19 protein-coding genes are annotated in these 20,961 nt (G+C 69.4%); 12 read left to right on the forward strand and 7 right to left on the reverse strand.

Features of this window, described 5'->3' with window-relative positions; all coding sequences use genetic code 11:
* The first annotated feature begins 23 nt into the window (after positions 1–23).
* From MTS1_RS03355 to MTS1_RS03375, 5 genes are read left to right on the forward strand one after another with little or no spacing between them, the layout of a single operon-like run.
* Complete coding sequence (locus MTS1_RS03355) at positions 24–1,064, forward strand: iron-siderophore ABC transporter substrate-binding protein (RefSeq protein ID WP_023951422.1); 1,041 nt, start codon at positions 24–26, stop codon at positions 1,062–1,064.
* 40 nt (positions 1,065–1,104) lie between these two features.
* On the forward strand, positions 1,105–2,142 hold the full coding sequence (locus MTS1_RS03360) for an iron ABC transporter permease (RefSeq protein WP_023951424.1): 1,038 nt from the start codon (positions 1,105–1,107) through the stop codon (positions 2,140–2,142).
* Positions 2,139–3,185, forward strand: a complete 1,047-nt coding sequence (locus MTS1_RS03365; protein WP_023951426.1) for an iron chelate uptake ABC transporter family permease subunit — start codon at positions 2,139–2,141, stop codon at positions 3,183–3,185. The genes MTS1_RS03360 and MTS1_RS03365 overlap by 4 nt, the downstream gene beginning before the upstream one ends.
* A complete protein-coding gene (locus tag MTS1_RS03370) occupies positions 3,182–4,003 on the forward strand; it encodes an ABC transporter ATP-binding protein (RefSeq protein ID WP_023951428.1) in 822 nt (273 codons plus the stop codon). The genes MTS1_RS03365 and MTS1_RS03370 overlap by 4 nt, the downstream gene beginning before the upstream one ends.
* Entirely contained in the window at positions 4,000–4,905 is a 906-nt protein-coding gene (locus tag MTS1_RS03375; RefSeq protein WP_023951430.1) for a siderophore-interacting protein, read from the forward strand. The genes MTS1_RS03370 and MTS1_RS03375 overlap by 4 nt, the downstream gene beginning before the upstream one ends.
* 89 nt (positions 4,906–4,994) lie before the next feature.
* Here MTS1_RS03375 and MTS1_RS03380 read toward each other — a convergent pair whose 3' ends face one another.
* The 6 genes from MTS1_RS03380 to sufB form a co-directional block, all read right to left on the reverse strand.
* Positions 4,995–6,173 carry a MalY/PatB family protein gene (locus tag MTS1_RS03380; protein ID WP_023951432.1) on the reverse strand — a complete coding sequence of 393 codons (1,179 nt, stop codon included), beginning with the start codon at positions 6,171–6,173 and terminating at the stop codon, positions 4,995–4,997.
* 109 nt (positions 6,174–6,282) lie between these two features.
* On the reverse strand, positions 6,283–6,612 hold the full coding sequence (locus MTS1_RS03385) for a metal-sulfur cluster assembly factor (protein ID WP_023951434.1): 330 nt from the start codon (positions 6,610–6,612) through the stop codon (positions 6,283–6,285).
* A 9-nt stretch (positions 6,613–6,621) separates the two neighbouring features.
* Positions 6,622–7,392, reverse strand: coding sequence for a Fe-S cluster assembly ATPase SufC (sufC, locus tag MTS1_RS03390; protein WP_023951436.1), 771 nt, complete (start codon positions 7,390–7,392; stop codon positions 6,622–6,624).
* A gap of 15 nt (positions 7,393–7,407) precedes the next feature.
* Positions 7,408–7,737, reverse strand: coding sequence for a non-heme iron oxygenase ferredoxin subunit (locus tag MTS1_RS03395; RefSeq protein ID WP_023951438.1), 330 nt, complete (start codon positions 7,735–7,737; stop codon positions 7,408–7,410).
* On the reverse strand, positions 7,734–8,918 hold the full coding sequence (gene sufD, locus MTS1_RS03400) for a Fe-S cluster assembly protein SufD (protein ID WP_023951441.1): 1,185 nt from the start codon (positions 8,916–8,918) through the stop codon (positions 7,734–7,736). The genes MTS1_RS03395 and sufD overlap by 4 nt, the downstream gene beginning before the upstream one ends.
* 1 nt (position 8,919) lies before the next feature.
* Entirely contained in the window at positions 8,920–10,338 is a 1,419-nt protein-coding gene (sufB, locus tag MTS1_RS03405) for a Fe-S cluster assembly protein SufB (protein ID WP_023951442.1), read from the reverse strand.
* A 245-nt stretch (positions 10,339–10,583) separates the two neighbouring features.
* Between sufB and MTS1_RS03410 the strand changes: the two genes are divergently transcribed.
* Together MTS1_RS03410 and MTS1_RS15980 are read left to right on the forward strand one after the other, a co-directional pair.
* Positions 10,584–11,552, forward strand: a complete 969-nt coding sequence (locus tag MTS1_RS03410) for a heme A synthase (protein WP_023951444.1) — start codon at positions 10,584–10,586, stop codon at positions 11,550–11,552.
* 79 nt (positions 11,553–11,631) lie between these two features.
* Positions 11,632–12,126: a hypothetical protein gene (locus MTS1_RS15980; protein WP_023951447.1), complete on the forward strand. Its 495-nt coding sequence runs from the start codon at positions 11,632–11,634 to the stop codon at positions 12,124–12,126.
* 380 nt (positions 12,127–12,506) lie between these two features.
* Here the strand turns inward: MTS1_RS15980 and MTS1_RS03420 are convergent, their stop codons facing one another.
* Positions 12,507–13,439 (reverse strand): heme o synthase, encoded by a 933-nt coding sequence (locus MTS1_RS03420; RefSeq protein WP_023951449.1) that lies wholly within the window; start codon positions 13,437–13,439, stop codon positions 12,507–12,509.
* A gap of 222 nt (positions 13,440–13,661) precedes the next feature.
* Between MTS1_RS03420 and tkt the strand changes: the two genes are divergently transcribed.
* Genes tkt through MTS1_RS03445 form a run of 5 tightly spaced genes read left to right on the forward strand, consistent with a single transcriptional unit; the run spans position 13,662 to position 20,961 of the window.
* Positions 13,662–15,740: a transketolase gene (gene tkt / locus MTS1_RS03425; RefSeq protein ID WP_036304610.1), complete on the forward strand. Its 2,079-nt coding sequence runs from the start codon at positions 13,662–13,664 to the stop codon at positions 15,738–15,740.
* On the forward strand, positions 15,737–16,843 hold the full coding sequence (gene tal, locus MTS1_RS03430) for a transaldolase (protein WP_023951454.1): 1,107 nt from the start codon (positions 15,737–15,739) through the stop codon (positions 16,841–16,843). Before tkt ends, tal begins: the two co-directional genes overlap by 4 nt.
* Entirely contained in the window at positions 16,840–18,462 is a 1,623-nt protein-coding gene (locus MTS1_RS03435; protein WP_023951456.1) for a glucose-6-phosphate isomerase, read from the forward strand. The genes tal and MTS1_RS03435 overlap by 4 nt, the downstream gene beginning before the upstream one ends.
* A gap of 13 nt (positions 18,463–18,475) precedes the next feature.
* A complete protein-coding gene (gene zwf / locus MTS1_RS03440; RefSeq protein ID WP_023951458.1) occupies positions 18,476–20,023 on the forward strand; it encodes a glucose-6-phosphate dehydrogenase in 1,548 nt (515 codons plus the stop codon).
* A complete protein-coding gene (locus tag MTS1_RS03445) occupies positions 20,020–20,961 on the forward strand; it encodes a glucose-6-phosphate dehydrogenase assembly protein OpcA (RefSeq protein ID WP_023951461.1) in 942 nt (313 codons plus the stop codon). The genes zwf and MTS1_RS03445 overlap by 4 nt, the downstream gene beginning before the upstream one ends.

A 20,961-nucleotide genomic window follows, 5' to 3' on the forward strand; every position in this document is an offset into this window, starting at 1 on the left:
TCACCTCTCCTCTGGAGGACACTGTGCCCCGCATCCGCACAGCCGCCGCAGCCCTCATCGCAGCCACGCTGCTCCTCGCCGGCTGCGGTTCCACCGCGGCTCCCGACTCGGCGCCCGCCGCTTCGAGCGACGCGTCGTCCGACGCTTTCCCCGTCACCATCGATCACGCGTTCGGACAGACGACGATCGAGAGCAAGCCCACGAGGGTCGCGACCGTCTCGTGGGGAAACCAGGAGGCCGCGCTCGCTCTGGGCGTCGTGCCCGTCGGCATGCCCGCGGTGACCTGGGGCGACGATGACGGCGACGGCATCCTCCCCTGGGTGAAGGACAAGCTCGACGAGCTCGGCGGCGAGACGCCCGTCCTCTTCGACGAGGCCGAGGGCATCGACTTCGAGGCCGTCGCCGACACCCAGCCCGACGTCATCCTCGCCGCCTACTCGGGGCTGACGCAGGACGACTACGACACCCTGAGCAAGATCGCCCCGGTGGTGGCGTACCCCGACATCGCCTGGGGCACCAGCTGGCAGGAGCTCACCGTCATGAACGGCACGGCCCTCGGGCTCAAGGACGAGGCGGAGACCCTCGTCGACGACCTGACCGCACACCTGAACGATCTGACGGGCGCGTACCCCGACATCGCCGGCAAGACGACGCTGTTCAGCTCGTTCGACGCGACCGACCTGAGCCAGATCGGCTTCTACTCGACGGCCGACCCGCGCCCGCTCTTCCTCGAGGACCTGGGGCTGACCCCGGCGGCGACCGTCGCCGAGCAGTCGAAGGGCACCGACCAGTTCTGGATCACCAACAGCACCGAAGAGATCGAGCGATTCGCCGACCTGCAGGTGCTCGTGACCTACGGCGATGACACCACGCTCGCGGCGATGCAGGCCGACCCGCTGCTCTCGCGGATCCCCGCCGTCGCGTCGGGAGCCGTCGTCGTGCTGCCCGCGGCGAACGACCCGCTCGCTGCCGCCGCCAACCCCAGCCCCCTTTCGATGACCGATCCGCTGACCTCGGAGTACGTCGACATGATCGGTGCGGCTGCCGCGAAGGCGAGCTCGTGATCGCAGCCGACCTGCTCCGGATGCCGTGAGCGTTCCGACCATGACGACGGCCCCCGCCGCCGTGAACGCGCCCCTGCGGCGCGACTCGCGGCGGCGGCGGGTCGTCTGGCTCGTCATCCTGGCGCTGCTCGTCCTGGTGGCGGCCATCGTCTCGGTGACGTTCGGAACGCGTGCCGTCTCCTTCGACGACATCATCGCGGGCCTCACCGGGAGCATCGAGAGCACCTCGGCGGCCGCCGTCTCCAAGCGCGTTCCGCGCACGGTGCTCGCGTTGGTCGTGGGCGCGGCCCTCGCCGTGTCGGGCGCCGTCATGCAGGGTGTCACGCGCAACCCCCTCGCGGACCCGCAGATCCTCGGCATCAACGGCGGCGCATCGCTCGCCGTCGTCATCGGGCTCGCCTTCTTCGGCGTGTCCAGCGCGTTCGGCTACATCTGGCTCGCCATGCTGGGCGCGGCCATCGCAGCCGTCTTCGTCTACACGATCGGGTCCCTGGGCCGCGGCGGCGCGAGCCCTCTCAAACTCGCTCTCGCGGGGGCGGCGACGGCGGTCGCCTTCAGCTCGCTGATCAGCGCCATCCTCCTCCCCCGCATCGACGTGATGAGCGTCTTCCGGTTCTGGCAGATCGGCGGTGTCGGCGGTGCCACCGTCGAGAAGATCCTCCTCGTACTCCCCTTCCTCGCGGTCGGAATGGTCATCTGCCTCGCGGCCAGCGCCGCACTCAACTCGCTCGCGCTCGGAGACGAGCTCGCGGCGGGGCTCGGCGAGCGCGTTCGCACGGCGCGCCTGGTCGCCGCACTCGGTGCCGTCATCCTCTGCGGCGCCGCGACCGCCGTCGCCGGCCCCATCGGCTTCGTCGGGCTGATCGTGCCGCACATCTGCCGCCTGCTCGTCGGTCCCGACCACCGCTGGCTCCTCCCCGTCTCGGCGCTCGTCGGCGGGGGGCTTCTCATCGTCGCCGACGTCGTCGGCCGTGTCATCGCGCGCCCTCAGGAAGTCGAGGTCGGAATCGTGACCGCGCTCATCGGAGCCCCGTTCTTCATCGCGATCGTCCGCCGACAGAAGATGCGCGCCCTGTGACCGCCGCCGCCACCCGTGCGACCATCGACGTCGTCGTCGGCGGTCGCACGCGGCGCGCCTGGCGCAGACGGGTCGTCGTCGGCTCGCTGCTGACAGCTGTCGTCGTCATGTACGCGGTCTCGCTCATGGTCGGTCAGACCTTCTACACCCCCGCCGAGGTCTGGGGCGTCATCACCGGCCAGACCGTTCCCGGTGCCTCGTTCACCGTCGGCGAGCTACGACTGCCCCGGGCAACCGTCGCACTCCTCACGGGTCTCTGCTTCGGAATGGGCGGCGCCGTGTTCCAGACGATGCTGCGCAATCCGCTCGCCAGCCCCGACATCATCGGCGTCAACGCCGGCGCGAGTGCCGCGGCGGTCGTCGGTATCGTCTTCCTCTCGCTCAGCGAGGCGGGCATCTCGCTGCTGGCCACCGTCGCCGCACTGGCGACTGCGCTGATGATCTACCTGCTCGCGTTCAAAGACGGGGGTGCCGGGGCTCGCTTCATCCTCATCGGGATCGGTGTCGCGGCGATCTTCAACAGCGTCGTGTCCTACGTGCTCTCGCGCGCGGCGGAATGGGATCTTCAGGCCGCGATGCGGTGGATCACGGGCAACCTCAACGGAGCGTCGTGGGATCAGGCGGTCCCGCTGGCGCTCACGATGGTCGTGGTCGTTCCCGTTCTGCTGTGGCTGACTCGCGACCTCGAGCTCATGCGCCTCGGCGACGACACGGCGGCAGCTCTCGGTGTCCCCGTCGAACGCCGCCGCGTCCTGCTCATCGTCGCCGCCGTCGCGCTCCTGGCCTTCGCCACCGCAGCGGCCGGCCCGATCTCGTTCGTCGCGTTCCTCTCGGGCCCGATCGCCGCACGGATGATGGGGCCCGTCGGATCCCCGGTTCTCGCCGCGGGTCTGTTCGGGTCGCTCCTCGTGCTGGTCGCCGACCTCACGGCGCAGTATCTGCTGGGCATCCGCCTGCCCGTCGGCGTCGTCACCGGGGTGTTGGGTGCTCCCTATCTCATCTTCCTGCTCATCCGCAGCAGCCGCTCAGGAGGCTCACTATGACCGCGGACCGCTCTCTCGAAGCGCGTGGCGTCCGTCTCGGCTACGGTGACCGCGTCATCGTCGACGAGCTCGACCTCACGGTCCCCGGGGGCCGTATCACCGCGATCGTCGGCGCCAACGCATGCGGCAAATCGACGCTGCTGAAATCGATGGCCCGGCTCCTCACCCCGCGGTCCGGAAGCGTGCTGCTCGACGGGAAGGACATCCACCGGCTGCCGACGAAGCGGGTGGCTCGTGATCTCGGTCTGCTGCCGCAGTCGCCGATCGCTCCCGAGGGCATCACGGTCTCCGATCTCGTGAGCCGCGGCCGGACGCCCCACCATGGCCCGCTGGCCCGCTGGACCCGGGCCGACGACGAGGCGGTAGCCCAGGCGCTCGATGCGACCGACACGGCCGCCATCGCCGATCGCTCCGTCGACGAGCTGTCGGGCGGCCAGCGGCAGCGTGTGTGGATCGCCATGGCGCTGGCCCAGCAGACCGATGTGCTCCTGCTCGACGAACCGACGACGTTCCTCGACGTGAGTCACCAGATCGACGTGCTCGACCTGCTCACCGACCTCAATCGCGATCGCGGCACGACGATCGTCATGGTTCTGCACGACCTGAACCTCGCGGCGCGGTACGCCGACTACCTCGTCGCGATGGCCGGCGGGCACCTCTACGGCGCCGGCGACCCCGGAGAGGTCCTGACCGCCGAGACCGTGCGCGCGGTGTTCGGGCTCGACAGCCGCGTCATCCCCGACCCGCTCACGGGGCGGCCGCTCGTGCTCCCCATCGGGCGTCACCATGTGCCCGCAGAGCTGATTGGAAAACCATGACTCGCCCCGCACTCGACTTCTTCCGCGTCTCCGTCGCGGCCATCACCGACCTGACCCCCAGCTTCCGGCGCTTCACCTTCCGCAGCGACGACCTGGCGGAGTACGGCGACCCCGGCTTCGACCAGCGCGTGAAGATCCTGTTCCCCACCGAGACCGCGTCCATCGACACCATGCCGACGGGCCCGGACTGGTACGAGGGCTGGCGCGCACTCGCCCCCGACGCCCGCCCCGTGATGCGGACGTACACGACGCGCGCTGTCCGGCCCGAGCTGCGCGAAGTCGACATCGACATGGTCGCGCACGATGTCATCGGCCCGGCCTCGGCATGGATCGCGGATGCGCGCGTCGGCGACGAAGTGCTCATCCTGGCGCCGACGACCGCGCACACCGGGGTGAGCTACGGAATCGATTTCGTTCCGCCCGCCGACACCGACGCTATCCTGCTCGCTGGCGACGAGACGGCCGCCCCGGCGATCGCGGTGATCCTCGAACAGCTCCCGGCCGACGCGCGCGGCACTGTCGTGCTCGAGCTCCCGACGAGCGGCGACCTCGACTATCTGCCGCACCACCCCGGGTTCGAGCGCCGGATCGCGGCGCGGGCCGACGAGGGCCAGCGCCACAGCCACCTGATCTCGACGGTGGAGCAGACCGCCGCACGGCTGGCACCGGCCGGCATTGGCGCCGAGGTCGAGGAGATCGACATCGACGCCGACATCCTCTGGGAGGTGCCCCGCACGGCCAAGGGAGGGGCCGCCCTCAAGCGCGCTCCCCTCTACGCCTGGCTCGCCGGCGAGGCGTCGGCGATCAAGACGCTTCGACGCCACCTGGTCGGCACCGTCGGCGTGGATCGCCGCGCCGTCGCGTTCATGGGCTACTGGCGGCTCGGGCGCTCCGAGAACTGACGACGCACGCAGGACGACTCGCCAGTATCTGCGGGTGCGAGGCGCCCGGCATCCGCATTCCCTGGCGAGTCGACGGCGGGGCGGACGCCTCAGCCGCGGGCCAGCACCGTCTGACGCGCGAACGCGCCGACGCGGCCGACGGCGTCACGCAGGACGTCGGGCGCGCAGCCGAAATTGAGCCGCACGTGCCCGACGCCCTCCGCTCCGAAGAACGGGCCATGGTGAAGGGCGACCCGGGCGCCTTCTCGGATCGGGTCGGCCGGGTCATCGCCCCAGCCGTACGCCGACACGTCGATCCACGCGAGGAACCCCGCGTCGGGGATGCGATAGCGCGCAAGCGGAAGGTGCTCGGCCAACAGCTCCCCCAGCAGCCGCCGGTTCTGATCCAGGCGCACGAGGAGGCTGTCGAGCCACGCATCCGATTCGGGCGAGAACGCGGCGATCGTCGACAGCGCGCCGAACAGGCCGGTGCGCCATTCGACCTCCCAGGGCAACCCGCGTACGACGTCTGCATTCCCCTCGGACGCGGTGACGATCACCGCACACTTCAGTCCGGCGAGGTTGTACGCCTTCGATGCGCTCGTCACCGCGTATCCGACGGCGGCGGCCTCGGGCGACGCTGTGAGGAAGGGGACGAAGGCGACCTCGCCGCCCGTGAGGGGTCCGTGGATCTCGTCGCTGATCACGACGGCGCCGTATCGGTGCGCCAGAGCAGCGAGTGCTCGTAGGGACTCGACCGAGTGCACGGTTCCCGTCGGGTTGTGGGGGTTGCAGAGCAGAACAGCTCGCGCGCCGCCGATGAGGGCCCGCTCGATGCCGTGGAGATCGAGCTCCCAGCCCGAGCCGGTGTCGGTCAGCGGCACCTCTTCGACGATGGCCCCCGCCTCGGCGACCGTATCGAAGAACGGCGGGTACACCGGGGGGTTGACCACGACCCGGTCTCCGGGAGCGACCGTGGCGCGCAGGAGCTCGACGACGCCCATCATGACGTCCCCGGTCCAGCGGACCCGGCTCGGGTCGACCGTCCATCCCCATCGGCGGTGGGCGAACCCGACGAAGGCCTCGGCGATACCGGGCTGCGGCGGCGTGTAGCCGGTGTCGCCGATCTCCACGGCTTCGCGCAGCGCACTCGTGATCGGCTCCGCGAGCGCGAAATCGGTCTCGGCGACGAACATCGGGATGACGTCGTGCGGGTACGATCGCCATTTCGTGCTCGACCGTCGCCGCAGCGTCTCGAGCGGGAGGGCGTCGAGGGGCTGGGTGCTCATCCGGCGAGCCTAGCTGCGCCGTCAGGCGTCGCGCCGGTAGGTGTCGCCGCATGACGAAAGCCCCCGTATCCGCCGTCGGGCGGTCACGGGGGCTCGTCTTCAGGAGTCGTCAGATCGCGAAGCCCAGAGCGCGCATCATGTCGCGGCCATCGTCCGTGATCCGCTCGGGACCCCACGGCGGCATCCACACCCAGTTGATGCGGAAGCGATCCACGACGTTGTCGAGAGCCTGAGCCGTCTGCTCCTCCAGGACGTCGGTCAGCGGGCAGCCCGCCGACGTCAGCGTCATGTGGATGATGAGAGCGTCGTTCTCGTCGTCCCACGCGAGGTCGTAGATGAGACCCAGGTCGACGACGTTGATCCCCAACTCGGGATCCATGACGTCCTTGAGAGCCTCGGTGACCTCGTCGTATTTCTCGGGCGCGAGTGTTGCGGTCATGTAACGATCCTACGCGTCGACGGGGGTGTCGGCGTCGAGGAAGCGGTCGTAGCCCTCTTCCTCGAGTCGGTCGGCGAGCTCGGGCCCGCCCTCTTCGACGATCCGGCCCTTGACCATGACGTGAACGAACTGCGGCTGGATGTACCGCAGGATGCGCGTGTAGTGCGTGATCAGCAGCACACCCAGGTCGGTGTCGGCCTTCGCACGGTTCACGCCTTCGGAGACGATCTTCAGCGCGTCCACGTCGAGGCCGGAATCGGTCTCGTCGAGCACCGCGATCTTCGGCTTGAGAAGCTCGAGCTGGAGGATCTCGTGACGCTTCTTCTCACCGCCCGAGAATCCCTCGTTGACGTTGCGCTGCGCGAACTTCGGGTCCATGCGCAGGTTGGCCATCGCCTGCTTGACGTCCTTGGTCCACGAGCGGATCGCGGGCGCCTCGCCCGCGACGGCCGTCTTGGCCGTGCGGAGGAAGTTGGTGACCGTGATGCCGGGCACCTCGACCGGGTACTGCATGGCGAGGAAGAGGCCGGCACGGGCCCGCTCGTCGACCGACATCTCGAGGACATCTTCGCCGTCGAGCGTGATCGAGCCGCCGGTCACGGTGTACTTGGGGTGTCCGGCGATCGCGTAGGCGAGCGTCGACTTGCCGGAGCCGTTGGGCCCCATGATCGCGTGGGTCTCGCCGGTGCGCACCGTGAGGGTGACGCCGTTGAGGATCGGGGTGGCCCCCGCCTCGGTCTCGACCGTCACGTGCAGGTCGCGGATCTCGAGAACAGACATGTCGGGTTCCTTACTTCACTTCACATCGCGGGTCACGGCGGGATCGATGAGGATGTCGTCCCCCTCGATCGTGACCTCGTAAACGGGGACCGGCTCGTACGCCGGAAGATTCAGGGGCTGACCGGTGCGCAGGGAGAACGCCGAGCCGTGCGCCCAGCACTCCAGTGTGTCGCCCTCCACGAAGCCCTCGGCGAGCGAGATGTCGCCGTGCGTGCAGGTGTCTCCGATCGCGTGCACCTCGCCGTTGGCGTCGAGGACGACCGCCATCGGCACCTTGTCGACGACGACGCGCACCGCGGTGTCCTGCTCCAGCTCGCTGAGCTTGAGCACCTTCTGAGCGGTCACGCGTCGGCTCCCGCCGCCAGCTCGGCCTCGATGGCCTCCAGCAGCTCGTCCGCGAGCTCGTCGACGCCCATCTTCTGGACGATCTCGGCGAGGAATCCGAGCACGACCAGGCGGCGAGCCTCGGACTCGGGGATGCCCCGCGCCTGTAGGTAGAACAGCTGCTGATCGTCGAACCGGCCGGTCGCGCTGGCGTGGCCTGCACCCTGGATGTCGCCCGTCTCGATCTCGAGGTTCGGGATCGAGTCGGCACGCGCACCGTCGGTGAGGACCAGGTTGCGGTTCGCCTCGTAGGAGTCGGTCCCCACGGCGTCGGGGCCGATGAGCACATCGCCGATCCAGACACTGTGGGCGCTCTCGCCCTGCAGCGCGCCCTTGTACAACACATCGCCCACCGTCTGCGGGCCCTTGTGGTGCAGGTACACCTGGCTCTCGAGGTGCTGGCCGGAGTCGGCGAACGACAGACCGTACATCCGCCCCTCGGCCCCTGCGCCGGCAAGCTCGAGCGACGGGTTGACGCGGACCACCGCGCCGCCGAGGCTCACCACGACGTGCGTGAGCGAGGCGTCGCGGTCGACGCGGGCCTGATGCGCCGCGGCATGGACCGCGTCGTCGTCCCAGCGCTGCAGCGAGACCACGGTCAGGGCCGAGCCGTCGCGAGCGATGATCTCGACGTTCTGCGCGTGAGCAGCGGTCCCCTCGTGGCGGAGGATGACGGTGCCCCGCGCGTTCGGCATGGCCTCGATCACGACGTGAGCGTGCGCCAGGCCGCCGTTGCCGCGAAGGCTGACCACGACCGGCTCGGCCAGCTCGACGCCCGCGGGGATCCGCAACAGCGGCGCCTCGGCCTCCTGCGACCACGCGATGGCGCTCGGCAGGTCCTCGGGACGGAAGACCTCGCCGCGGGGCGCATCGCCCACGCGGAGCCGGGCCTGCTCGACCTCGGCCGGCGCGGTGACCTCTACCGAGACGACACCGGTCGGGCCGGCCTCGTCGACCAGCAGCGGAGCCAACCGGTCGATGGGGGTGTGCTTCCAATTGACCTCGCGACCCGTCGGGGCGCCGAAATCGGCCGGGTCGTACGACGACGGCCGCTCGGACCGCGTCTGGACGGGAACGAATGCCGCTGCAGGGTCGATGTGGCCCTTCTCGCCGGTGGCGGGGGCCTGGGTGACGCTCGTCATATCAGCCGACGCTGCCTTCCATGCCCATCTCGATGAGCTTGTTGAGTTCGAGGGCGTATTCCATCGGGAGCTCGCGCGCGATCGGCTCGATGAAGCCGCGCACGATCATGGCCATCGCCTCGTCCTCGGGCATACCGCGGCTCATGAGGTAGAACAGCTGCTCCTCGGACACCTTCGAGACGGTGGCCTCATGCCCGAGCTGCACGTCGTCGACGCGGATGTCGATCGCAGGGTACGTGTCGGACCGCGAGATGGTGTCGACGAGCAGGGCGTCGCAGCGCACGGTGTTCGCCGAGTGATGCGCGTTCGCGTCGACCCGGACCTCTCCGCGGTAGCCGGCTCGGCCGCCGCCGCGCGCGATCGACTTCGAGACGATCGACGACTGCGTGTAGGGCGCCATGTGGATCATCTTCGCGCCGGCGTCCTGGTGCTGACCGGGACCGGCGAAGGCGACCGACAGGGTCTCGCCCTTCGCGTGCTCGCCCATGAGGTAGATCGACGGGTACTTCATCGTCACCTTGGAGCCGATGTTGCCGTCGACCCACTCCATGGTCGCGCCCTCGTGAGCGACGGCGCGCTTGGTAACGAGGTTGTACACGTTGTTGGACCAGTTCTGGATCGTCGTGTAGCGAACGCGGGCGTTCTTCTTCACGATGATCTCCACGACCGCCGAGTGGAGCGAGTCGCTCTTGTAGATCGGCGCGGTGCACCCCTCGATGTAGTGGACGTAGCTGTCCTCATCGGCGATGATCAGGGTCCGCTCGAACTGCCCCATGTTCTCGGTGTTGATGCGGAAGTAGGCCTGCAGCGGGATCTCGACGTGGACGCCCTTGGGAACGTAGACGAACGAGCCGCCCGACCACACCGCCGTGTTCAGCGCCGCGAACTTGTTGTCGCCCGCCGGGATGACGGTGCCGAAGTACTCCTCGAAGAACTCGGGGTGCTCGCGGAGAGCCGTGTCGGTGTCCATGAAGATGACGCCCTGCGCCTCGAGATCCTCACGGATCTGGTGGTACACGACCTCGGACTCGTACTGGGCCGCGACACCGGCGACGAGACGCTGACGCTCGGCCTCGGGGATGCCGAGCTTCTCGTAGGTCTCGCGGATCTCCTCGGGGAGGTCCTCCCACGACTGCGCCTGCTTCTCGGTCGAGCGCACGAAGTACTTGATGTTGTCGAAGTCGATATCGCTGAGGTCAGCACCCCACGTGGGCATCGGCTTGCGGCCGAACAGCTGGTAGCCCTTCAGACGGGTCTTCAGCATCCACTCCGGCTCGTTCTTGAGGGCCGAGATCCCGCGGACGACGTCCTCGTTGATGCCGCGCTGCGCGACAGCGCCCGCGGCATCCGTGTCGTGCCAGCCGAACTCGTACACCCCCAGGCCTTCGAGTTCCGGTCGGTCGATCAGCACATCCGACATGACTTTCCTCCTCTTCGCACCGCAACGGTGTCATCCGTCCCGGCATTCCCGACTCCGACGGGAGTCACGTGGACGGGGATGCCGATTCGCGGGCCTGATGGACGCGGATGCCGCGCCTAGACTATGAGGGACGACGTGCACACGCGCCGCCATCCCGAACACAGCCGATTCTACAGGCAACGCCCCCATCCGCGGGCCTGCCCGGAACGTACGAGGCGCGAATCGAGCGCCCCCGGAGGAGTCCGATGTCACTGGTCCGAACCCGCCCCGGACTCGTCGCGACGATCATGCCCACCGCCATCACGCGATGGACGCGCGTCATGGGATGGCTTCTCGTCATCACGAACATCGGCATCGTCGGCACCGGCGGCCTCGTCCGGCTGACCGGATCGGGCATGGGTTGCGAGACGTGGCCCTACTGCACGGAGGGATCGCTCACGCCGACGCCCGAGATGGGCATCCACGGTCTCATCGAGTTCGGCAACCGCACCCTGACCGGCGTGCTCGTCATCGTCGCGCTCCTGGCCTTCCTGTCCGTCATCCGCCTGCGCGCCACGCGACGCGAGCTGCCGGTGCTGAGCTTCCTCGTCGGCCTCGGGATCATCGTGCAGGCCGTCGTCGGCGGCATCACGGTGTGGCTGCACCTGCACCCGAGCATCGTGGGGCTCCACTACCTCATCTCCGCGGCCCTCGTCGCCCTCGCGACCGCCTTCCTCGTGCGCGTCTACGCCACTCCCGGCCCGCGCGTGCGCATCGTGCCCCGCGCGTACGCCATCACGACGCACGTGACGACTCTCGCGGTGACCGTGACGGTCGTCGTCGGCATCCTCCTCACCGGGGCCGGACCGCATGCCGGCGACGACGCGGCCGCCCGCAACGGTCTCGACCCGATCTTCTGGCAGCACGTGCACAGCTGGCCCGCCTACATCACCCTCGTGCTCACGCTCGTGCTGGTCTCCGGCGCGGTGCGCCTCCCCCGCACGACCGGGCTGCAGCGATGGACGGGCCTCCTGCTCGGCGTCGAGCTGCTGCAGATCGCGGTCGGCCTCTGGCAGGCGCGTACGGGCCTGCCGATCGCGCTCGTGAACATCCACATGGTGCTCGCCGTGGCCCTCGTGGCCGCGATGGTCGCCGTCGTGATGTCTCTCAAGGCCCCGCTGGCCAGCGCGGCGCCCGCGGCCGCCCGAGAGGTCGCGCACACAGAAGCCTCATAGGCTTCGGAAGGGGCACGCAGAGGTCGATCCCCCAGAGTGTTCGAGGCCGCCGACAGCGGTCGCGACACGAAGGAGCACCATGAGCGTTCACCCCCGCATTGTCCGCAGCATCCCGTTCTGGATTCTCGTTGCCGGATCGGTTGCCGCGATCGGCGGTGGCACCTATGTCCTGGTCGAGAAGCTCAGCCACATGGAGGCGACCATTCTCGACAACACCGCCACGGGCGTCGACGTCTACGTCGGCCAGATCTGGGGCGTCTTCGGCGGCATCCTGCTGGGTGCCGGTGTCGTCGGTCTGGCCCTCGCCCTCGCCACCGCGGCGCTGAGCTCGGTCCTCTCCGCTGCTGCGCGCGGTGCCGGCGCGCAGCAGGAGCACCACGCCGCGGTGCCCGCCGCAGCGGAGCCCGTCGTCGCGGCGCCCGTGGCGTCGGAGACCGCCATCTCGGAGCCCGCGGCCTCGGAGACGCCCCTCTCGACAGAGACGACCGCGGTTCGCGCCGCCGACACCTCGGCGCCCGACCCGGCGACGACCTCGACGCTGGAATCGCCGGCCAGCGACGCGCAGCAGCGCTGACCACCGCCGCACTCGTTCAGGACGGCCGTCCTCCTCACCGCCCGGGCTCACCGGGAGTCAGGAGGGCGGCCGTTCTGCACGCTCTGCTCAGTTCTCAGCGCACCCCTGCTGGCCCCCGAAGACGCTGCCGTGCCCCCGGTCCGGGCAACGTCACCTGGCAGCGGACGCCCCAACCCACGCCCCGAAGAGGCACCAACTGCCCAGCGACCCCAACCCAGCGAGCTCACCCGGCAGCAGACGCCCCAACCCACTCCCCGAAGGGGCACCAACTGCCCAGCGAGCCCAACCCAGCGAGCTCACCTGGCAGCACACGCCCCAACCCACTCCCCGAAGGGGCACCAACTGCCCAGCGAGCCCCGCAGGGCGGGCGGGCGCCGGTGTCAGAAGGGCAGCAGCGGGTCGACCGCGATGGCGACGAAGACGAGCGTCAGGTAGGTGATCGACGCGTGGAACACGCGCATCGGGCGAGCCTGCTCGCCACGGACGGCGCGGTTGTACAGGCGGTGCGACTCGTACAGGAACCACCCGCCGAAGACGATCGCCGACACGCTGTAGACGAGCCCCATGGGCGCGACCGGGATGAGCAGCAGCGAGCACGCCACTGTTGCCCACGCGTAGAGGATGACCTGCAGACCGACCTGAGAGCCGTTGCGGGTGGCGCCGAGCATGGGGACGTCGACCTCGTCGTAGTCGTTCTTGTACTTCATCGACAGCGGCCAGTAGTGCGGCGGCGTCCAGAGGAAGACGAGGACGAAGAGGATCAGCGCCGCCCAGGAGAGCGAGCCGGTCACGGCGGACCAGCCGATCACGACCGGGAAGCACCCCGCAATGCCGCCCCAGACGATGTTCTGCTCGGTGCGGCGCTTGAGGATCATCGTGTAGATCACGACGTAGAAGAAGATCGCGAAGACGCTGAGGGATGCCGCGACCCAGTTCGTCGTGACGGCGAGCCAGACGGTGGATGCCACGGCGAGGGTCCACGCGAAGATGAGCGCACCCCGAGCCGACACCTCGCCCGTCACGATGGGGCGATTCTCCGTGCGCTTCATGTGCGCATCGATGTCGCGATCGAGGTACATGTTGAACGCGGCAGCGGATCCCGCGCTCATCGCTCCCCCGACCACGGTCGCCAGGACCAGCCACAGGTTCGGCAGGCCACCGGCGGCGAGGATCATGACCGGGACGGTCGTCACGAGCAGCAGCTCGAGCACGCGGGGCTTCGTCAGCGCGACGTAGGCGCGCACCGTGGCACCGAAGGACGTGCCGCGAGAAGTGTCGACAGAGGCCGAACCCGCAGTCGTCGTGATGTCCATCGCTCCCCGCATCTCACCCGCTGTGAACCTGTCCAGTCTAGGGCATCCCCCGAGCGGGGCCTCCGGGAGGCGGCTGCTGCACGCCGTCACAAGACGACGTCCGCGCCCCCGGCGCCTGACGTGATCGCTATGCTGAAGACATACGCGCGCCGGCGCCGAAACCCTCCCTTCCTGACTGCGGAGCGGCATGCGCAGGCGCTGCCTCTCGAGAAAGGCGACCGAGTGTCGGAACTTCGTTGGGACGAGATCGATCGGCGCGCGGTGGACACCGCCCGCGTCCTGGCCGCGGATGCGGTGGAGAAGGTGGGCAACGGCCACCCGGGGACGGCCATGAGCCTCGCCCCGGCCGCCTACCTGCTGTATCAGCGCGTGCTGCGGCACGACCCCACCGACACCGACTGGCTCGGGCGCGACCGCTTCATCCTGTCGGCGGGTCACTCGTCGCTCACGCAGTACGTCCAGCTCTACCTGGGCGGGTTCGGGCTCGAGCTCGACGACCTGAAGGCGCTGCGCACGTGGGGCTCGCTGACTCCGGGACACCCCGAGTACGGCCACACCAAGGGCGTTGAAATCACGACCGGTCCCCTCGGTCAGGGTCTGGCGACGTCCGTCGGCTTCGCCTACGCGGCTCGTTACGAACGCGGCCTCTTCGACCCGGAGGCGCCGGCCGGCACCTCCCCCTTCGATCACTTCATCTACGTCATCGCCAGCGACGGCGACATCCAGGAGGGCATCACGGCCGAGGCCGGCTCGCTCGCCGGACACCAGCAGCTCGGCAACCTGATCGCGATCTACGACGCGAACCAGATCTCGATCGAGGACGACACGAACGTCGCCTTCACCGAGGACGTCGCCGCACGGTACGAGGCCTACGGCTGGCACGTCCAGACGGTCGACTGGAAGAGCACCGGCGAGTACGTCGAGGACGTCGCCGCGCTCTACGACGCGATCGAGGCCGCGAAGGGCGAGACCGACAAGCCCTCGCTCATCGTCCTCAAGACGATCATCGGCTGGCCGGCGCCCGGCAAGCAGAACACCGGCAAGATCCACGGCTCGGCGCTCGGCGCCGATGAGCTCGCCGCCACCAAGAAGGTCCTCGGGTTCGATCCCGAGAAGAGCTTCGAGGTCGCCGACGACGTCATCGCCCACACCCGCGCCCTCGCCGAGCGCGCCGCCGCGGAGCGCGCCGAATGGCAGAAGTCGTTCGACGCGTGGGCCGAGGCCAACCCCGAGCGCAAGGCCCTGCTCGACCGCCTCGAATCGGGCGAGCTTCCGGCCGACGTCAGCGTCCCCGCATTCGAAGCGGGCAAGGCGGTCTCGACCCGCGCGGCGAGTGGACAGGTCATCAACGCCCTCGCCGACCAGCTCCCCGAGCTCTGGGGCGGCTCCGCCGACCTCGCCGAGTCGAACCTGACGACGATCAAGTCGGGCAAGAGCTTCATCCCCACCGAGTGGTCCACGCACGAGTGGTCGGGCGACCCCTACGGTCGTGTCCTGCACTTCGGCATCCGCGAGCACGCGATGGGCGCCATCGTCAACGGCATCGTCCTGCACGGCAAGACGCGCGCCTTCGGGGGCACGTTCCTCATCTTCAGCGACTACATGCGCCCCGCGGTGCGTCTGGCCGCCCTGATGAACATCCCCTCGATCTACGTGTGGACGCACGACTCGATCGCCCTCGGTGAGGACGGCCCCACCCACCAGCCGATCGAGCAGATCTCGTCGCTGCGCCTGATCCCCAACTTCACCGTGGTCCGTCCGGCCGACGCGAACGAGACCGCCGCGGCGTGGCACGAGCTGCTGCGTCGTCAGGCCGGACCCGCCGGAATCGCCCTGACCCGTCAGAACATCCCGGTCTTCCCCCGCGGCGAAGACGGCTTCGCGACCACCGACGGCGTGGCGAAGGGCGCTTACGTGCTCGTCGACGCCGAGGGCGGCCAGCCGGACGTCATCATCGTCGCCACCGGTTCCGAGGTTCAGCTGGCCGTGGAGGCTCGCGAGGCTCTCGCGGCGGACGGCATCCAGGCGCGCGTCGTCTCCGCCCCGTCGCTGGAGTGGTTCGCCGAGCAGGACGAGGCTTACCGCGAGTCTGTCCTGCCCTCCGCCGTTCGAGCGCGCGTGTCGGTCGAGGCCGGCGCCACCCCGCTGTGGCGCTCGATCGTCGGCGACACGGGACGCTCGGTCGGCATCGACCACTTCGGTGCATCGGCCGACTACCAGACCCTGTTCGAGAAGTTCGGAATCACCACCGAGGCCGTCGTCGCGGCCGCCCGCGCAACCGTTGAGGAGAACAACGCATGAGCACGCCCACCCAGGACCTCTCCGACGCCGGCGTCAGCATCTGGCTCGACGACCTGTCGCGCCAGCGCATCACGACCGGCAACCTGCAGGAACTCATCGACACGCGCAACGTCGTCGGCGTGACCACGAACCCCTCGATCTTCCAGGCCGCCATCAGCGCCGGCGTCGGATACGAGGAGGCCATCGAAGCCCAGGCCAAGGCCGGAGCATCGACCGACGACACGATCTTCGAGCTGACGACGACGGACGTCCGCAACGCGTCCGACATCTTCCGCCCGATCTTCGACAAGACCGGCGGCGTCGACGGCCGCGTGTCGATCGAGGTCTCCCCCGACCTCGCCCACGACACCGACGCGACGATCGCCGAGGCGAAGAAGCTCGCCGCCGCGGTCGACCGACCGAACGTCCTGATCAAGATCCCCGCGACCAAGGCGGGCCTGCCCGCGATCACCGAGGTGATCGCGGCCGGCATCAGCGTCAACGTCACGCTGATCTTCTCGCTCGAGCGCTACAGCGAGGTCATCGACGCCTACCTCGCCGGTCTCGAACGAGCCCGCGAGGCGGGCATCGACCTCGGCGGCATCCACTCCGTCGCGTCGTTCTTCGTCTCCCGCGTGGACACCGAGGTCGACAAGCGTCTCTCCGCGATCGGATCGGATGCCGCCAACGAGCTGAAGTCGCTCGCCGGTGTCGCCAATGCGCGCCTGGCGTACGAGCTGTTCGAGAAGAAGTTCGCCGAGCAGCGCGCGCAGGACCTCGTCGCCGCCGGCGCGAACCTGCAGCGTCCGCTGTGGGCGTCCACCGGCGTGAAGGATCCCGCACTGCCGGACACCCTCTACGTCACCGAGCTCGTCGCTCCCGGCACGGTCAACACGATGCCCGAGAAGACCCTCGAGGCGACCTTCGACCACGGCGTGATCTCGGGCGACACCGTCACCGGCGCGTACGAAGCGGCTCACAAGGTGTTCGACGACCTCGCGGCCGTCGGCATCGACCTCGACGACGTCACGCAGCTGCTCGAGGACGAGGGCGTCGAGAAGTTCATCGCGTCCTGGCACGACCTGCAGGGCACGGTGACGGCGGCTCTGGAGAGCGCCCGTTGAGCTTCGAGATCCACGTCTCGGGGCACGTCTCCGACGTCGTCGAGCAGACGCTGCCCCGGCTCGTGGCCGATCTGGTGGCGAGCGGCATCACCGCGGGTGACGCGACCCTCTGGGGTCCGGATGCCGCCGACGAGGCGTCTCGTCGACTCGGCTGGGTGCAGGCCGTAGCGGTGTCGCGCCCCCTGGTCGCCGAGATCGAGGCGCTGCGCGCGGAGCTGCTCTCCCGCGGCATCACGCGCGTCGTGCTCGCCGGGATGGGCGGTTCGTCGCTCGCGCCCGAGGTGATCGCGCGCACTCATGGGGTGCCGCTCACGATCCTCGACTCCACCGCCCCCGGGCAGGTCCTGGCGGCCATCGATGGTGACGCCGAGACGGGTGGTCTCGCCGAGACCGTCCTCGTCGTCTCGTCCAAGTCCGGATCGACCGTCGAGACCGACGCTGCCCGGCGGGCCTTCGCCGCGGCGTGGAGCGACCTCGGCATCGACCCCGCCGACCGGATCGTCGTCGTCACCGACCCGGGCTCGCCGCTCGAGGCCGAGGCGCGCGCGGCGGGACACCGCGTGTTCACCGCCGACCCGACGGTGGGAGGGCGGTACTCCGCGCTCACCGCGTTCGGGCTCGTGCCGGCCGGCCTGGCCGGAGCCGACATCGGTCAGCTGCTCGACGAAGCCGACGCGACCCTGCTCGAAGTGGCGGTCGACGACCGTCGCAACCCCGCTCTCGTGCTCGCTGCGGCGATCGCGGGTGGAGAACCGCGCCGCGACAAGCTGGCTCTCATCAGCGACGGAACCCACATCGTGGGACTCCCCGACTGGATCGAGCAGCTGGTCGCCGAGTCGACCGGGAAGGCCGGCACCGGCATCCTGCCCGTCGTCGCCACCCCGCTCTCCCCCGAGCTCGACCTCCTGCCTAATGACCTGCAGGTCGTGCGGCTCGTCGGCGACGCGGTCCATTTCCAGATCCTCGAGCAGCACCCGGGCGAGGTGCTCGTCAGCGGCTCGCTCGGCGCCCAGTTCCTGGTCTGGGAATACGCCACGGCGATCGCCGGTCGCCTGCTCGGGATCAACCCGTTCGACCAGCCCGACGTCGAAGCGGCGAAGTCCGCCGCGCGCGCTCTGCTCGACGACGCCCAGCCCACCGCCTCCGCGCCGCTGTTCGTCGAGAACGGCGTCGAGGTGCGGGTGTCCGATCCGTCGCTCGCTGCGGATCACACGCTCGCCGGCGTTCTCGCGAACCTGTGGCGGAGCGTGCCGGCCGACGGTTACGTCGCCGTTCAGGCCTACGTCGATCGCACGGCGGTGCCGCAGCTGGCCGGCGTGCGCGAACTGATCGCGGCGGACTCCGGCCGCCCGACCACGTTCGGATGGGGACCACGGTTCCTGCACTCCACCGGCCAGTATCACAAGGGAGGCCCCGCCAACGGCGTCTTCCTCCAGATCACCGAACGCACCGACGTCGACCTCGAGATCCCGGGGCGCCCGTTCACGTTCGGACGACTGATCGAGGCGCAGGCCTCCGGCGACGCCGCAGTCCTCGCCGGGCGCGGCCGGCCGGTCGTGACACTCACCCTGACGGACCCCGCGACCGAGGTCCTCACCCTTTTCGAAGCCGCCCAGTAGGAAGACCCCTCCCATGACCGTGGAGATCTCGCGCGCCCACAACCCCCTGCGCGATCCCGACGACCGCCGCATGAACCGCATCGCCGGGCCGAGCGCCCTGGTGATCTTCGGTGTCACCGGCGACCTGTCGCGCAAGAAGCTCATGCCCGCCGTGTACGACCTCGCCAATCGCGGATTGCTTCCCCCGGGGTTCGCCCTCGTCGGGTTCGCCCGCCGCGACTGGGAGGACCAGGACTTCGCCGAGGTCGTGCACGCCGCGGTGAAGCAGCACGCCCGTACCCCGTTCCGGGAGGAGACGTGGAAGCAGCTCCTCCAGGGCATCCGCTTCGTCTCGGGCGAGTTCGGCGACGCCGACGCCTTCCGCCGGTTGCGCGAGACGGTCGAGAAGCTCGACGTCGATCGCGGGACGATGGGGAACCACGCGTTCTACCTGTCGATCCCTCCGAAGGACTTCCCGATCGTCGCGAAGCAGCTGAAGGACTCAGGTCTGGTCGACGAGCACGCCGACGCCGACACCTGGCGACGCGTCGTCATCGAGAAGCCGTTCGGCAGCGACCTGAAGACGGCCCGCGAGCTCAATGCGGCGCTGGAGGTGGCCTTCCCGGCGGATTCGATCTTCCGGATCGACCACTACCTCGGCAAGGAGACGGTGCAGAACATCCTCGCGCTGCGCTTCGCGAACGAGATGTTCGAGCCGATCTGGAACGCGAACTACGTCGACCACGTGCAGATCACGATGGCCGAGGACATCGGCGTCGGCGGTCGTGCGGGGTACTACGACGGCATCGGCGCAGCGCGTGACGTCATCCAGAACCACCTCCTCCAGCTCCTCGCCCTCACCGCGATGGAGGAGCCCATCTCGATGGAGGCGAACCACCTCCGCGCAGAGAAGGAGAAGGTGCTCGCCGCCGTCCAGCTCCCCGACGACCTGTCGACGGCGACCGCCCGCGGGCAGTACGCCGGCGGCTGGCAGGGCGGCGAAGAGGTGACTGGCTTCCTCGACGAGGACGGGATGGACCCCGAGTCGACGACCGAGACGTACGCCGCCATCAAGGTCGACATCGCCACGCGTCGCTGGGCCGGTGTGCCGTTCTATCTACGGACGGGCAAGCGTCTGGGTCGCCGCGTGACCGAGATCGCCGTCGTGTTCAAGCGTGCTCCGCAGCACCTGTTCCTGCGCAATCAGACGACCGAGCTCGGGCAGAACGCCCTCGTCATCCGAGTTCAGCCGGACGAAGGCGTCACGATCCGGTTCGGGTCGAAGGTGCCCGGCGCGGCCACCGAGGTGCGCGACGTCACGATGGACTTCGGCTACGGTCACGCGTTCACCGAGTCGAGCCCGGAGGCGTACGAGCGCCTCATCCTCGACGTCCTCCTCGGCGACCCGCCGCTGTTCCCCCGCCACGAAGAGGTGGAGCTGTCGTGGCGCATCCTCGACCCCGTGGAGGAGTTCTGGGCGAAGCAGGGCGGTCCGCTCGAGCAGTACGCCCCCGGCTCCTGGGGTCCCACTTCCGCAGATGAACTGCTGGCCCGCGACGGCCGCGTCTGGAGGCGTCCATGATCGTCGATCTGCCCGACACGACGGTGTCGAAGATCGCCCGCGAACTCGTCAACGTGCGCGAGGAGGGTGGCGCCGTCGCTCTCGGGCGAGTGCTGACCCTCGTCATCGCCACCTCGCACGGACTCGAAGAGGACGCGATCGAGGCGGCCAATGATGCATCGCGCGAGCACCCGATGCGCGTGATCGTGCTGATCACCAATCGCGAGGGTGAATCGAAGCTCGATGCGCAGATCCGGGTCGGCGGAGACGCCGGGGCGAGTGAGGTCATCGTCCTGCGCGCCAGTGGCGGAGCCGCGAGCAACGACGAGGCGCTCGTGACGGGCCTGCTGCTCCCCGACGCCCCCGTCGTGGCATGGTGGCCCGACCACCCGCCGGCAGACCCCTCGCAGTCTCCCATCGGCCGCATCGCGCAGCGCCGCATCACCGACGCCGCCACCCTGCCGTATGACAGCGGACGGCTCGCCGCCCTCGGCACCGGCTACGCCCCCGGCGACACCGACCTCGCCTGGACCCGCCTCACCCATTGGCGCGAGCAGCTCGCCGCCGTGCTCGACCAGCCGCCCTACGACCCCGTCACCGAGGTCGAGGTCGTCGGAAGCGGCAGCTCTCCGTCGACGGGGCTGCTCGCGGCGTGGCTGTGCCTCATGCTGGACGTGCCGGTGAACTGGCAGTACGCCCCCCGCGAGGAGTGGGAGCACGGCATTCGCAGCGTGCGGCTGAAGCGTCCGAGCGGCGACGTCCTGCTCGAGCGCACCACGACCATCGACGCGACCCTGACGCAGCCGGGCCAGCCCTCGCACGACCTCGTCCTCCCCCGTCGGACGCTTCGCGAGTGCCTCGCCGAGGAGCTTCGCCGCCTGGGGCCCGACGTCCTCTACGGGCGCGTCATCACCGACGGTTGGGCGAGACTCCACCGATCGCCGGCGGGAGACGCCTGA

This window comes from Microbacterium sp. TS-1 (assembly GCF_000509385.1).
GTDB classification, from domain to species: domain Bacteria; phylum Actinomycetota; class Actinomycetes; order Actinomycetales; family Microbacteriaceae; genus Microbacterium; species Microbacterium arborescens.